A 13,943-nucleotide genomic window follows, 5' to 3' on the forward strand; every position below is an offset into this window, starting at 1 on the left:
CACCGGAGGGGGCGTCAGACGTCCCGGCGCCGCACCACGACCACCGTCACCGCCACCGAGACGACCGCCCACGCCCCCATGGTGATCCAGGAGTCCAGCACGCTCGGCGCCCACTTGCTGATCGTGGTCGAGGAGTCGGGGTTGTAGGTGAGCAGGTTGACGGTGTCCATCGGCAGGTGGGCGCCGATCTCGTGCAGCCAGCGGTAGCGGTCCCCGCCGAACATCAGCGGCAGGATGAAGAACAGCAGCACCAGGGAGACGATCGAGGCGGTGGCGTGCCGCAGCACGGCGCCCAGGGCCATCCCGATCAGCGCGCAGACCGGCACGATCAACGCGTAGGCGAGGACGGCCTGGAGGCTGACCCCTTCGGTGATGGAGAGCCCGACGTGCCGGGAGGCCAGCATCGCGTTGCCGCCGAAGAAGGACACCGTGGACACCACCGCCCCGGCCAGCGCGGTGATCCCGCCGACCAGCAGCACCTTGGCGGCGATCACCCCGCGCCGGTCGGGCACGGCCGCGAAGGTGGTGCGGATCATGCCGGTGGTGTACTCGCCGAACACGGTGATCGCGCCGAGGCTGCCGGCCGCGATCGCCATCAGGTAGCAGGCGGTGCTGCTGAGGCTGTGGTGAAGCGCGTCGTACCGGTACGGCGGGAAGCCGGGCATCGGCCGCGGCGGGTGGTCGATGTACGTCAGGTCGGAGTGGACGGCGTTCAGGTTGATCCCGATCGCGACCAGCGAGGCCAGCGCCAGCACCCAGTACGTCGACCGCAGCGAGCGCAGTTTGATCCACTCGGCGGCGAGCAGGTCGGTGAACCGGGGCGCGGGTTCCGTCGAGCGGGCGCTCTCGGTGCGGATCAGGGTCGTGGTGCTCATCGGCTCTCTCCTGCCAGGTACTCGACGCTGTCGGCGGTCAGGGACATGAACGCCGACTCCAGGGACGACGTCCGGGTCGCCAGCTCGTGCAGCACCACGCCGTGGCGCAGCGCGAGTTCACCGATCCGGGCCGCGGCCATCCCGGTGACGACACCGAACTGCGGCTCCGACAGGCCGACTTCGGCCCCCTCGGTGCGCAACACGGGCACCAGTTGGGCGAGTTCCGGTGCCCGGACGGCCACGCTCGACTCCGCGTACCGGGCCGAGAACTCGCCCAGGCTCTCGTCGGCGATCAGCCGGCCGCGGCCGATCACCACCAGCCGGTCGGCGGTGTGCTCCATCTCGGCCATCATGTGGCTGGAGACGAAGACGGTGCGGCCCTCGTCCGCGAGGCGGCGGAACAGGCCGCGCACCCAGAGCACGCCCTCGGGGTCGAGGCCGTTCAGCGGCTCGTCGAAGAGCAGTACGGGCGGGTCGCCGAGCAGGGCCCCGGCGATGCCCAGGCGCTGCTTCATCCCCAGCGAGTAGCCGCCGATCCGCCGGTCCGCGGCCTTGCCGAGGCCGACCTCGGCGAGCACCTCGGCCACCCGGCCGAGCGGGATCCGGTTGCTGCGGGCCAGTGCGGACAGGTGGGCCCGGGCGCTGCGGCCGCCGTGCACGTCCCCGGCGTCCAGCAGGGCGCCGACGTGCCGCAGGCCGCGCGGGCGGCCGGCGAACGGCACCCCGTCGACGGTGACGGCGCCCGCGGTGGGGGTGTTGAGGCCCAGGACCATGCGCAGGGTGGTGGACTTGCCCGCGCCGTTGGGCCCCAGGAAGCCGGTGACGGTGCCCGGCCGGACGGTGAAGGTCAACTGGTCGACGGCCGTGGTGGCGCCGTACCGCTTGGTCAGTCGCTCGATCTCGATCACGGGGACAACGCTGCCGGTCGGGGGCGTGATCGGGCATCGGGCGGCGGGCCACAACCGGGAGCGGCGGCCCCCGCCCCGGGGATTACGCCCGCGGGCCGATGCGCCGTCCGACGGCCCGCCGCTACCATCGCGTCATGATCACCGAACCCCGCCCGCCGCTGCTCAGGCGCCTGCCCGCGGGCGTGTGGGTGGCGGCGTTCTGGACGTCCATCGTGGTGTTCCGGTTCTTCACCCGGGACAACGAGTTGAGCCACCTGTTCAATTACGACGGCAACACCGAGGACATGGCCCTGGTGGTCACCGCCGTGGTCACCACGCTGGTCGCCTTCCTGCTGGTGCGGCTGCCGCTGGCGGCGGTCGCGGTCGCGCTGGCGGGTGGCGTCTTCTCGCTCGGGATGTGGACGGTCACGGCGACCGCGCCGGTGCAGTTCCTGATCGCCGAGGCGGTGGTCGGCTACTGCGTGGTCACCCGCTCCCGCCTGCTCTCGACGATCGCGGTGGCGATGCCGCTGACCGTGCTCGCCACGCTGTTCGCCTGGGGCGCCGTCAACGGCTACCCGGTGAACCCGTACGCCTACCTGGGCATCGCCGCGACCGTCCTGATCGCCTGGCTGATCGGCAACACCGTCCGCCAGGGCCGCGCCCACACCGAGGCGCTGCGCGGCCGCGCCGCCGAGCAGGCCGTCACCGCCGAACGGCTGCGGATCGCCCGCGAGTTGCACGACATGGTGGCCCACAACATCGGCATCATCGCGATCCAGGCGGGCATGGGCAGCCGGGTCATGGACACCCAGCCCGCCGAGACCCGCAACGCGCTGAACGCCATCGAGGCCACCAGCCGGGAGACCCTGGCCGGGCTGCGCCGGATGCTCGGCGCGCTGCGGCAGGGCGAGGGCGAGTCCGCACCGCTCGAAGTGGCGCCCGGGCTGGACGAGTTGGAGCGGATGCGGGAGAAGGCGGCCGGCGCCGGGGTGCGGGTCGCGCTCAGCCGCAGCGGCGAGGCCCGGGCGCTGCCGCCCGAGGTGGACCTCGCCGCCTACCGGATCGTCCAGGAGGCGGTCACCAACGTGGTCAAGCACTCCGGCACCCGGGACTGCCACGTCACCGTCGCGTACGCGCCCGAGCACCTCGCCGTCACCGTCGTCGACCTCGGCGCCGGCACGCCCACGGCCACCCCCGGCACCGGCTACGGCCTGGCCGGGATGCGCGAGCGGGTCGCCCTGCTGGACGGCGAGTTCAGCGCCGGCCCGCGCCCCGGCGGCGGCTTCCGGGTGGCCGCCCTGCTGCCGCTCCCGGCCGTGCCCGCCGGGAGCCCCGAACCGACCCCCCTGGAGGTGGGACCGTGATCCGCGTCGTCCTGGTCGACGACCAGCCGCTGATCCGCACCGGCCTGCGCGTGCTCATCGCCGACGCCCCCGACCTGGAGGTGGTCGGCGAGGCCGGCAACGGCGCCGAGGCCGTCGACGTGGTCGCCCGACTGCGCCCGGACGTCGCCGTGATGGACATCCGGATGCCCGGCATGGACGGCATCGAGGCCACCCGCCGGATCCTCGCCGACCCGGACCTGCCCACCCACGTGCTGGTCCTGACCACCTTCGACGACGACGACTACGTGTACGGCGCGCTGCGCGCCGGGGCGAGCGGCTTCCTGGTCAAGGACCTCGCCCTGGAGACCATCCTGGACGGCGTCCGGGTGGTCGCCGCCGGGGACGCCCTGCTCGCGCCGGGCATCACCCGCCGGCTGATCGGCGAGTTCGCCGCCCGCCCGGACACGGCCGCCCGGCCGCGGACGTCCGCCGAGGGCATCACCGGGCGCGAACGCGAGGTGCTCACCCTGGTCGGCCGCGGCCTGTCCAACACGGAGATCGCCGAGGAACTCACCATCAGCGTGGCCACCGCCAAGGCGCACGTCGCCCGGCTGTTCACCAAGCTGGGCGCCCGGGACCGGGTCCACCTGGTCATCCACGCCTACGAGTTCGGGCTCGTCGCGCCCTCGTGACGGTGCCGCCCCGGTGGCCGGCCCCGGACAGCGCGAAGCGCCGGGGCGGGCCCGCACAGCCCGCCCCGGCGCTTCCCCCGTACCGGATCGTCAGGGCACAAGACCCCTCCGGCCCGTCCGATCCGTCGGTCCCGTCAGCTCCCGAGCTGCCCCACGCTGCTCGGGGGACGGCGTTCGGAGGTGTTCAGGCGACGTCGGTCGGTCCCCGACCGCTCAGTGCCCGACCGCTCAGTGCCCGACCGCTCAGTGCCCGACCGCTCAGTGGACGATCGCGTGCGAGATCTGGCACCCGCTGACCGCGTTCGACCAGGTCCCCTGCATCGCGAACGAGCCGGTCGCGAAGGCCACGTTCTGCGAGCCGCCGGTGCCGCCGACGCCCTTCCAGGCGCACTTGTCGGCGTTCTCCGAGCCGGAGGAGTCGGTCCAGCCGCCGGCCGGGTTCTGGTCGGTGACCGTCTCCGCGTACTCGTGGCCGAACACCATGGTCACGCCGTCCAGCAGGCCCGCACTGCCGCTGTTGACGTAGTTCTGGCCGCAGGAGGTGCCCATGTCGGTCACGTACGGGTCGTTGCTGAACGCCACGTCGCCGTAGGGGGAGGTGGCCGCGCCGCCGGTCAGCGTGGTGTCGCCGTTCCAGTCGTGCCAGGCGCAGAAGTTGCCGGTCGAGGTGTTGAACCCGTCCGGGTGGGTGCCGGTCGGCGAGAGCACCACGTACTGCACGTTGCGGTTGGCGGCCGCGGTGGTGTTGCCGAAGTGCCCGGCGGCCTTGATGGCCTCGTTGGCGATCTGGTTGCCGGTGGCCTGGCCCGGGGCGGTGGCCGAGTTGTCCACCCAGACCCCGGCCAGCGCGCCGCCGGTCGGGTAGCCGACGTGCGCGGCGGTGGAGCCGCAGGTGGTGGCGCCCTTGGCGACGCCCTCGCAGTACTGGGTCATGACGCCGGACCAGGTCTCGCTGTTGGTGCCGAGGCCCTTGTACAGCTGCTGCGCCCGGACGGCCTCGCCGGACGGGTCGCCGGACAGGGTGGTGTAGCCGTTGGCGTCGGTGCCCGCGGTGCCCCACTGGGAGCCCCAGAAGACCACGTACACCTTCGGGGCGCCGGTGGTGACGCCGATGCCGTCGACCCCGCCGCCGTACTTGAGGTTGGTGGTGCGGCTCGCGGCCGCGGAGGCGGCGTTGGCGTGCTCGGCGGCCTCCTTGGTCGGGACGGTGCCGTGCCGGTACGGGTGGGACTGCCCGGCGAACTCGCTGCCCGGCTGGTCGGCCTGGGCGGCCGGCGCGGCGGCGAAGCCGGTGGCGGCCAGCGCCAGCGCGCTGAGCCCGGTCAGGGCCCGGACCCGTGCCCGGCGGGAAGTGGGGGAGATGCCCATCGTGAGGGTTCCTCTCTCATGCCGACCGCACGCCGGTGGGGGCGCGGCGACACCGTGGGGGACAAAGGGGGAGGAGCGACGACGGCAGGCCGGTGTCCACCGACCGCCCGTCAGGGACGTTCGGTGGAACGGGGATGGGGGACCGGTTCACTGCCGACGGCGGGAAGCAAAGCACCGCCGCGGAAACCGGGTCAACGACGCCGGGAGTAAGACCAGCCCCAAGAGCGGCCCCGGACGAGGTATTGAACGTCAAAAACCCGCAGTTGACAGGTGGTTGACGCGCTTGACGAAGACATGCCTCAACAGTTGAAGGGGCCTTCTACACCGTATGGCGGCCCGCCCCGGCCCGGCCCGCCGTCCGGCTCAGCGCTGCGCGCCCTCGACCTCCGGGTCTTCCGTGCCCTGGACGTCGGTGCCCTGGACGTCCGCGCTCTGGAGCTCCGTGCCCCGGACCTCCGTGATGCGCATGATCCGCCCGTGCGAGTCCAGCACGACGTCGTAGGCGTTGCCGTGGCAGCCGTACGGATCGGCCGGGTCGCGTTCGGCCAGGCAGTCGTTGAGGTGGGTGACCAGTTCGTCCAGGTGGACGGGCCGCGCGCTCTCCCCGCGCGGGCGGTCGATCAGGGTGGCGGTGACGCCGGCCGCCGCGAAGCCGTAGTGGACGGGCGAGCCGGTGGCCTCGTAGCGGGGCGGGGTGCAGGCGAACCGGGCGGGCTGGGCGGTGAGTTCGGCCGGGTCGGCGGCGACCACGACCAGCACCTGGTGGCCGGGCCGCAGGGCGGGCGCGGTGCACTCCGGGGCGGGGTCGACGGGTGCGCCGGGTGCGGCGGCGACGGTGCCCGCGGCGGTGCCGGTGGCGGTGTAGGCCTCCTCGTCGGCGAAGTCGTCGTCGCCGTCCAGCAGCGGGTCGTCCAGGCCCTCGTCGGCGAGGGCCTCGGCCGAGGAGGCGGCGGTCACCGTCGGGCGGGAGTCCGCGGGGGTGCAGCCGGTGAGTCCGGCCAGGGTGAGTCCGGTCAGGGCGGCGGCGGCGAGGAGGGTACGGGGCACGGCCATGACACAAGTCTCCCCGGGCGGCGGCGGTGGTCGGTACCCGGGTACCACGAGCGGCGCGCACCGTACGGTTCCCGCCCCCGCCGGACGTGCGGGTCCGGTGGGGGCGGGAGGTTCAGGGGGCAGGCGCCAGGTGTCGGACGCCAGGGGCGAGGCGCCAGGCGCCAGGTGTCAGACCGTGACCGCCGGCTGCGCCTCGTACGCCCCGCGCACCCGCGCCTGCGCGGCCGCGTCCACGCCCAGGTGGTCCAGCCCGAGCAGCGCGGCGCCCAGCACCGGCGGCGCGACGACCACCCGCGGCTCGGCCAGCGGCGCGGCCCGGGCCAGCCGCTCCCTCAGGTTGTCGAGCAGCAGCGGCTGCCGGGAGGCGAGCACCCCGCCGCCGAGCACCACCGGGGTGGCGGAGTCCAGCAGGTCCAGCCGGCCGAGGGCGACCACGGCCAGCCGGACGATCTCGTCGGCCTGCCGGTCGATCAGCTCCCGGGCGACGGCGTCCCCGGCGTTCGCGACCGCGAACAGCACCCGGACGATCTCGTGCAGCCGGCTGGCCGGCAGGTGCCCGAGGTGGACGGCCTCGGCGACGGCCCCGGCGCTGGACAGGCCGAAGTGCTCGGCGATGGCCGCGGCGAGCCCGGTGGGCCCGCCGCGCCCGTCCTCCGCGCGGACGGCGTGCCACATGCTGCTGGCGGCCAGTCCGCCGCCGCCGCCCCAGTCGCCGGTGAGCTCGCCGAGGGCCGGGAAGCGGGCGGTGCGCCCGTCCGGCAGCAGCCCGACGCAGTTGATCCCGGCGCCGCAGACCACCGCGACCCCGCGCGGGCCGTCGGTGCCGGCCCGCAGCAGGCCGAAGGTGTCGTTGACGACGGTGTTGCTGAGCCCCCACGGGTGCGATTCCAGGGCTGCGCGCAGCGCCTCCTCCTCCACCGGGAGGTCGGCGTTGGCCAGGCAGGCGCTGACGTGGCTGGTCAGCACGCCGCGGAAGGACGGGAATCCGGCCGCCGCGGCGGCCTCCTCGACCAGCGGGGCGAGGCCCGCGACGGCCGCCGCGCCGCCGATCTTCTGCGGGGCGAAGCCGCCGCCGCGGGCGGTCCCGCGGACGGTGCCGTCGGCGCCGATCAGGGCGACGTCGGTCTTGGAGTTGCCCGCGTCGATGGCGAGGACGCCGGGCAGGAGTGGTTCGGGCTGGTGGGTCATCAGGTCCCCGCGGCTCGTACGTGGCCCGGCCGCGAGCTCCGGCCGGGGACCGGGCCCCCACGCGGGGGGCCCGGTGAGGGCTCTCAGGCCCAGGAGAGGTGCTCGCGGTTGTGGGCGAGCAGCCGGTCCGTGAGCCGGTCGGCGAGTTCGATCTGGCCGACCAGCGGGTGCGCGAGCAGGGCGTCGAAGACCCGGTCGCGGCCGCCGCGCAGGGCGGCGTCGAGCGCGAGGTGCTCGTACGAGGTGACGGCGGCGACCAGGCCGGCGAACAGCGGCTCGACCGGCCGTTGCGGCAGCGGCCGCACGCCGCGGGCGTCCACCTCGGCGGGCACCTCGATGACGGCGTCGTCCGGCAGGAACGGCAGCACCCCGTCGTTGCGGGTGTTGACGACCTGGACGGAGGTCCCGCCGCCGGTGCCGAGCAGGGCGGCGATCAGCTGGACGGCGGCCTCCGAGTAGAAGGCCCCGCCGCGCTTGCCGAGCAGTTCCGGCTTGGTGTCGAGGGCCGGGTCGGCGTACAGCTCCAGCAACTGCCGTTCGATCTCGGCGACCTGGGCGGCCCGCGAGCCCTGCACCCTGAGCTCCTCGACCACCGCGTCGTGCTGGTAGAAGTAGCGCAGGTAGTAGGAGGGCACCACGCCGAGCCGCTGCACGAAGGCCTGCGGCAGGTGGAGGTCCTCGGCGATCTCCTTGCCGAAGTCCCGCAGCAGTTCCGGCAGCACCTCGCGGCCGCCGGCGGCCCCCGGGCCGTCCAGCAGGGTGACCCCGCGCTCCCAGGTGAGGTGGTTGAGCCCGACGTGGTCCAGCCGGACCAGCTCCGGGTCCACCCCCAGGTGCCCGGCGAACTTGCGCTGGAAGCCGATGGCGACGTTGCACAGCCCGACGGCCTTGTGCCCGGCGCTCTGCAGGGCCCGGGTGACGATGCCGACCGGGTTGGTGAAGTCGACGATCCAGGCGTCCGGGTTGGTGCGGCGGACCTGCTCGGCGATGTCCAGGACGACCGGCACGGTGCGCAGCGCCTTGGCGAGCCCGCCCGCGCCGGTGGTCTCCTGGCCGACGCAGCCGCACTCCAGCGGCCAGGTCTCGTCCTGGTCGCGCGCGGCCTGGCCGCCGACCCGCAGCTGGAGCAGGACGGCGTCGGCGTCGGCGACACCCGCCGCCAGGTCGGTGGTGACGGTGACGGTGGCGGAGTGGCCCTGCTTGGCGAAGATCCGCCGGGCCAGTCCGCCGATCAGCTCCAGCCGTTCGGCGGCCGGGTCGATCAGGACCAGTTCGCCGACCGGCAGGGTGTCGCGCAGCCGGGCGAAGCCGTCGATCAGCTCCGGGGTGTACGTCGAACCGCCGCCGACGATGGCCAACTTGAGTGCGGACATCAGCCCTTGACCCCTGTCAGTGTCACGCCTTCGATGAAGGCCTTCTGTGCGAAGAAGAAGAGGACGATCACCGGTGCCATCACCAGCAGGGTGGCGGCCATGGTGAGGTTCCAGTTGGTGTGGTGGGCGGCCTTGAACGACTCCAGGCCGTAACTGAGCGTCCAGGCCTGCTGGTTGTTGCTGGCGTAGATCTGCGGGCCGAAGTAGTCGTTCCAGCAGTAGAAGAACTGGAACAGGGCGACGGCGGCGATGGCCGGCTTGGCCATCGGCAGCACGACCCGCAGCAGGGTGCGCAGGTCGCCGCAGCCGTCGATCCGGGCGGCCTCCAGGTACTCCTTGGGGATGGTCAGCAGGAACTGGCGCAGCAGGAAGATCGAGAAGGCGTCGCCGAAGGCCATCGGGATGATCAGCGGCCAGAGCGAGCCGCCGAGGCCCAGCTGCTTGGTCCAGAACAGGAACATCGGGATGACGGTGACCTGCGGCGGCAGCATCATCATCGCGATGACGGCCATCAGGGCCAGGTTGCGGCCGCGGAAGCGGAACTTGGCGAGCGCGTAGGCGACCGGCAGGCTGGAGACGACGGTCAGCAGGGTGCCGGCGCAGGCGTACACCAGGGTGTTGCGCCACCAGGTGAGGAAGCCGGGGGTGTGCCAGACCTGGCCGTAGTTGCCCCAGTTCCAGGAGGTGGGCCAGTAATCGGTGGTGAGCGCCTGCTGGTCGTTCATCACCGAGGTGAGGAAGACGAAGACGAAGGGCAGCAGGAAGAACAGCGCGGCGGCGATCGCCAGCGAGTGCACCGCCACCCAGTTGAGCAGCGCGCGGCGCCGGGCGGCGCGGGCGGCCGCGGTGCCGGTGCGGGAGGCGCCCGCGGGGGGCTTCGGGAGCGTGGAGCTGAGAGTCATGGTCGGGTCCTCACTGTCCGCTAGTCGTCGCTCGCCATGAAGCCGGACTTGCGGCGGAGCAGGATCGAGGTGACGGCCATCGAGATGACGAACAGCACCATCGCGACGGCGCAGGCCGCACCGTAGTTGAAGCGCTGGAAGCCGAGGTTGTAGACCATCTGGGGCAGGGTCCAGGTGGAGCCCTGGGGGTAGCCGGGTTCGAACTGCTGGCCGGAGTTGCCCGCGATGCCGCTGGCGACCTTCCCGGCGACGATCGCCTGGGTGTAGTACTGCATGGTCTGGATGACCCCGGTGACCACCGCGAACATGATGATCGGCGAGATGTTCGGCAGCGTGACGTACCGGAACCGCTGGAACGGGCCGGCGCCGTCCAGTTCGGCCGCCTCGTACTGCTCCTTGGGGACGTCCAGCAGCGAGGCCATGAAGATGACCATCAGGTCGCCGATGCCCCACATGGCGAGCAGGGTGAGCGCGGGCTTGGACCAGTCCGGGTCGGCGAACCAGCCGGGCTGCGGCAGGCCGAGCTCGCCCAGCAGGTGGTTCAGCGGGCCGGTGCCCGGGTTGAGCAGGAAGGCGAAGGCGACGGTGGCGGCCACCGGCGGGGCCAGGTACGGCAGGTAGAAGACGGTGCGGAAGAAGCCCGCGCCGGTCTTGACCTTGGTGATCAGCATCCCGATGCCGAGCCCGAAGGCGACCCGCAGCGACACCATGATCAGCACCAGCCACAGGGTGTTGCGCAGGCCCTGCCAGAAGGTCGGCAGCTGGTTGAGCACGTAGTCCCAGTTCTTGAGGCCGTTGAAGGTCGCGGCGCCGATGCCGTTGTACCGGGTGAAGGAGAAGTAGGCGGTGGAGACCAGCGGGTAGACGAAGAAGACGCTGAACCCGATCAGCCAGGGGGAGAGGAAGGCGAGGGTGCGGGCCGCCTCCCGGCGGCGCTTCCGGCGCAGCAGCTGCTGCGTGGAGGGCGTCGCCGGGTCGGTGGTCGCGGCGCCCTTGCGGGTGCCGAACGCGATTGACATGGGGTGCTCCGTGGACCGTTCCCGCTACTTCGCCTGGGCGATGTCGGTGTCGACCTGCTTGGCCGTGGCGGCGAGGCCCGCCTTGAGATCGGTCTGCTTGCCGGACTCGTAGTCGTAGCCGAGGTTCTGCAGCGAGACGATGTAGGCGCCGCCGTTGACGCTGGCCGGGGTGGTGCCCGAGTTCGGGTTCTTGGCGACGTCCAGGAAGGTCTTGAAGTTCGGGTCGCTGACCAGCTTCGGCGAGCTCAGCGCGTCGAAGGTGCTCGGCACGTTGTGGATGGCGTTGGCGAAGTTGACCACGGCGTCCGTGTCGGTGGTCAGGAACTTCACGAACTCCCAGGCCGCGGTCTGCTTCTTGCTGGTGCTGGCGATGCCGACGATGGTGCCGGTCTGGTAGCCGCGGCCGTAGGTGTCGGCCTGGTCGTCCGGCACCGGGAACGGCGCGGTGGCCCAGTCGAAGTCGGGCTTGTTCTCGGCGAGCGAGGCGGTCCGCCACTCACCGTCGATGGCCATCGCGACCTGACCGGTGTGGAAGGGGTTCTTGGCGCTGAACTCCTCGCCGAAGGTGGCGCGGTACTTCTCCAGCTTGGCGTAGCCGCCGAGCTGGTCGACCATGCCCTTCTGCCAGTCGAGCATCGCGGCGACCTTGGGGTCGGTGGCCAGGTTCGACTTGCCGTCGGCGCCGAAGTAGGTGGCGCCGTACTGGCCGAGGAAGTGCTCGGTGGTGGACTCGTAGCCGTGGTACAGCGGCATGAAGCCGAGCTGCTTGTACGAGTCGCCGTCGGCGAGCGTCAGCGCCTTGGCGTCCGCGGCGAACTCGCTGAAGGTCTTCGGCGGCGCGGAGATGCCGGCCGCGGCGAAGGCCTTCTTGTTGTAGTACAGGCCGTACGCGTCGCCGAGCAGCGGCAGTGAGCACTGGTTGCCCTGGAACTGGGTGTAGTTGAGCATCGCGGCCGGGAAGGTCTTGGCCGCGTCGATGCCGCTCTTCTGCAGCTGGGGCTTGAGGTCGACGAACGCCTTCGTCGAGCAGAACATGCCGACGTTGTTGGTGGTGAAGGAGGACACCACGTCCGGCGCGTCGTCCCCGCCGGCCCGCAGGGCCTGGTTGACCTTGTCGTCCGCGACGTTGCCGACCGGCTTGACGTGGATGTTGGGGTGGGCCTTCTCGAAGGCGGCGATGGTGTCGTTGATCGCCTTCACCTCGTTGTCCTGGCTCCAGCCGTGCCAGAAGGTGATGGTGACGTCCTTGCCGCTGGCGGAGTCGTCGTTGCCGCCGGACTCGCTGGAACCGGTGCAGGCGGAGGCGAGCAGGGCCAGGACGGCGCTGCCGGCGACGGCGGCGACGGTGCGGCGGCCTCTGCGGGAGGGGGTGGCGTGCACTTCGAGGTCCTCCTGGGGGTGCGCGGACAGGCGTCATTGCCTCGGGGCCCGCGTAGGGGTTGGGGGAGAGGTGGGTGCAGGGCGTCTTGGGGAGCGGGAGCAGGGAAGCGGGGGGAGCGGGGGAGCGGGGAGCGCTAGTGGGTGGAGAAGACCGCCTCACGGGCGTCCGTGAGGGCCCGTTGCAGGGCGCCGAGCAGGACGGGCGAACCGGACAGGGCACTGCTGCGGATCTCCGGCCGGGCGTGGCAGACCCGGGCCAGTTCGTCCTCGACGAGCGCGCGCAGGCGTTCGCCGCCCGCGTTCGGCACCGCGCCGGAGAGGACCACCAGCTGGGGGTCGACCACGGCGACGATCACGGACAGCCCGACGGCGAGCCGCCCGGCCAGTTCGGTGAGGAACGCGTCGCCGGCACCCGGGGTCTCCAGGGCCTTGGCGACCGACTCCTCGGCGGTGGGCGCGCCGAGCCCGTGCTCGCGGGCCAGGGTCCGGACGGCGACCGCCCCGACCTGGTCCTGGAAGCCGCCGAACTTGCGGCGGCGGGCGTCCCACTCGACCGGCGAGCCGGGCACCGGCATGTAGCCGACCTCCCCGGCGCCGCCGGTGAAGCCGCGGTGCAGCCGCCCGGCGATCACGACCGCGGCGCCGACCCCCGACTCGGCCCAGAGCAGCACGAAGTCCTCGAAGCCGGCCGCCGCACCGGAGACCTGCTCGGCGACCGCGGCCAGGTTCACGTCGTTCTCGATCGACACCGGCGCGCCGATCGCCCCGGTCAGCTCCTCCACCAGCCGCGGCGAGTGCCAACCGGGCAGGTGCGAGGCGTAGCGCAGCTTCCCGGTGACCGGGTCCGGCGCACCGCCGAGCCCGATCGCGACCGTCCGCAGACCCCCCGCGGGCACCCCGGCGGCGCGCACCGCCTCGGCGACGGCCGCGGCCACCCGCGGCACGGTCCCGGCGGCCGGGACGCCCTTGGTCGACACGGTGTGCTCGGTCAGCGTGTTGCCGGTGATGTCGGCGACGGCGACCCGGATCCCGCTGTTGGTGACGTCCAGCCCGGCCACGTACCCGGCCGCCGGATTCACCTGGTACAGCTGCGCGTTGGGCCCCGGCCCACCCTCCGTCGTCCCGACCGGCAGCACCAGCCCGGCCGCCTCCAGCCGGGACAGCAACTGCGAGGCCGTCGGCTTCGACAACCCGGTCAACGCGCCGATCTGCGTCCGGGACAACGGCCCGTTCTCCAGCAGCAGTTCCAGCGCGGCCCGGTCGTTGATGGCGCGCAACAGGCTCGGCGTACCGGCGAGTGGAGCCTTGGCGGTGCTCTTGGTCATGCCGGGATCCTCCCCTTCCGCCGCCCCTGCGTGAACTGTTAGGAAACTTTCCAGTCGCTCGGAACAGGACCGTACGATCCCCGTCAGCACAGTGTCAATGCCCCCCACACCCTCGGATGCCGAAGCGTTACCGGACCCACGGCGGGCCCCACCCCCACCCCGGCGGGGGCGGGACTCCTGAAGAAGAGGGGATTGCGGTGTGGCCCCTCGGCGCACCGAGAGACGACACCAATGGAAACGAAGTGAAATGGGGGAGGTCGCCTTTCGGGCTCTCGCTGGATCGTTGAGGGCTTCCTTGAATTGCTTGCGGTGCCCCTCGGCAGGCCGAGGGGCACCGCAAGAAAAACCCGATATCAGCAGAAGGGGGTCTTGGGAAATCGAGAGGGAAATAAGGACTGGAAGGGCTCAGGCCTCCTCCAGGGAGAGGCGTGCAGTGGAAGTACTGGTCGACAACGATGCCCCCTTGGCGAGCCAAGGGGGCATCGGGGCCATATAGAGGAAGGTTCTATTTTTTTGCTGCCCGCCTCGCACGAGTGCTGAGGCGGGCAGCAAA

General features: G+C 72.3%; 12 protein-coding genes. 2 read left to right on the forward strand and 10 right to left on the reverse strand.

Features of this window, described 5'->3' with window-relative positions:
• Nucleotides 1-14: 14 nt before the first annotated feature.
• Nucleotides 15-875 (reverse strand): ABC transporter permease subunit, encoded by an 861-nt coding sequence (locus ACFXPX_RS22725; RefSeq protein WP_380642956.1) that lies wholly within the window; start codon nucleotides 873-875, stop codon nucleotides 15-17.
• Nucleotides 872-1,783 (reverse strand): ABC transporter ATP-binding protein, encoded by a 912-nt coding sequence (locus ACFXPX_RS22730; RefSeq protein ID WP_380523236.1) that lies wholly within the window; start codon nucleotides 1,781-1,783, stop codon nucleotides 872-874. Before ACFXPX_RS22730 ends, ACFXPX_RS22725 begins: the two co-directional genes overlap by 4 nt.
• Nucleotides 1,784-1,917: 134 nt before the next feature.
• On the opposite strand from ACFXPX_RS22730, the gene ACFXPX_RS22735 reads away from it, so the two are divergent.
• Entirely contained in the window at nucleotides 1,918-3,129 is a 1,212-nt protein-coding gene (locus tag ACFXPX_RS22735) for a sensor histidine kinase (RefSeq protein WP_380523235.1), read from the forward strand.
• Nucleotides 3,126-3,782: a response regulator gene (locus ACFXPX_RS22740; protein ID WP_380407619.1), complete on the forward strand. Its 657-nt coding sequence runs from the start codon at nucleotides 3,126-3,128 to the stop codon at nucleotides 3,780-3,782. Before ACFXPX_RS22735 ends, ACFXPX_RS22740 begins: the two co-directional genes overlap by 4 nt.
• A gap of 258 nt (nucleotides 3,783-4,040) precedes the next feature.
• Here the strand turns inward: ACFXPX_RS22740 and ACFXPX_RS22745 are convergent, their stop codons facing one another.
• The 8 genes from ACFXPX_RS22745 to ACFXPX_RS22780 all read right to left on the reverse strand — a co-directional run bounded on the left by ACFXPX_RS22745 (nucleotide 4,041) and on the right by ACFXPX_RS22780 (nucleotide 13,390).
• The gene (locus ACFXPX_RS22745; protein WP_380523234.1) at nucleotides 4,041-5,150 is read right to left on the reverse strand and encodes a hypothetical protein; all 1,110 of its coding nucleotides are present in this window, start codon (nucleotides 5,148-5,150) and stop codon (nucleotides 4,041-4,043) included.
• Between the two features lie 363 nt (nucleotides 5,151-5,513).
• Nucleotides 5,514-6,203, reverse strand: a complete 690-nt coding sequence (locus ACFXPX_RS22750) for a hypothetical protein (protein WP_380642958.1) — start codon at nucleotides 6,201-6,203, stop codon at nucleotides 5,514-5,516.
• 168 nt (nucleotides 6,204-6,371) lie between these two features.
• Nucleotides 6,372-7,391 (reverse strand): N-acetylglucosamine kinase, encoded by a 1,020-nt coding sequence (locus tag ACFXPX_RS22755; RefSeq protein WP_380523231.1) that lies wholly within the window; start codon nucleotides 7,389-7,391, stop codon nucleotides 6,372-6,374.
• Nucleotides 7,392-7,474: 83 nt separating this feature from the next.
• The gene (locus tag ACFXPX_RS22760; RefSeq protein WP_375888251.1) at nucleotides 7,475-8,764 is read right to left on the reverse strand and encodes a 6-phospho-beta-glucosidase; all 1,290 of its coding nucleotides are present in this window, start codon (nucleotides 8,762-8,764) and stop codon (nucleotides 7,475-7,477) included.
• Nucleotides 8,764-9,666: a carbohydrate ABC transporter permease gene (locus tag ACFXPX_RS22765; RefSeq protein ID WP_375888253.1), complete on the reverse strand. Its 903-nt coding sequence runs from the start codon at nucleotides 9,664-9,666 to the stop codon at nucleotides 8,764-8,766. The genes ACFXPX_RS22760 and ACFXPX_RS22765 overlap by 1 nt, the downstream gene beginning before the upstream one ends.
• A gap of 20 nt (nucleotides 9,667-9,686) precedes the next feature.
• Nucleotides 9,687-10,685: a carbohydrate ABC transporter permease gene (locus tag ACFXPX_RS22770; protein ID WP_375888255.1), complete on the reverse strand. Its 999-nt coding sequence runs from the start codon at nucleotides 10,683-10,685 to the stop codon at nucleotides 9,687-9,689.
• A gap of 24 nt (nucleotides 10,686-10,709) precedes the next feature.
• A complete protein-coding gene (locus ACFXPX_RS22775; RefSeq protein ID WP_380642960.1) occupies nucleotides 10,710-12,065 on the reverse strand; it encodes an ABC transporter substrate-binding protein in 1,356 nt (451 codons plus the stop codon).
• A 134-nt stretch (nucleotides 12,066-12,199) separates the two neighbouring features.
• A complete protein-coding gene (locus ACFXPX_RS22780) occupies nucleotides 12,200-13,390 on the reverse strand; it encodes an ROK family transcriptional regulator (RefSeq protein ID WP_375888260.1) in 1,191 nt (396 codons plus the stop codon).
• Between the last annotated feature and the right edge of the window lie 553 nt (nucleotides 13,391-13,943).

The organism is Kitasatospora sp. NPDC059146 (genome assembly GCF_042786665.1).
Lineage (GTDB): Bacteria > Actinomycetota > Actinomycetes > Streptomycetales > Streptomycetaceae > Kitasatospora.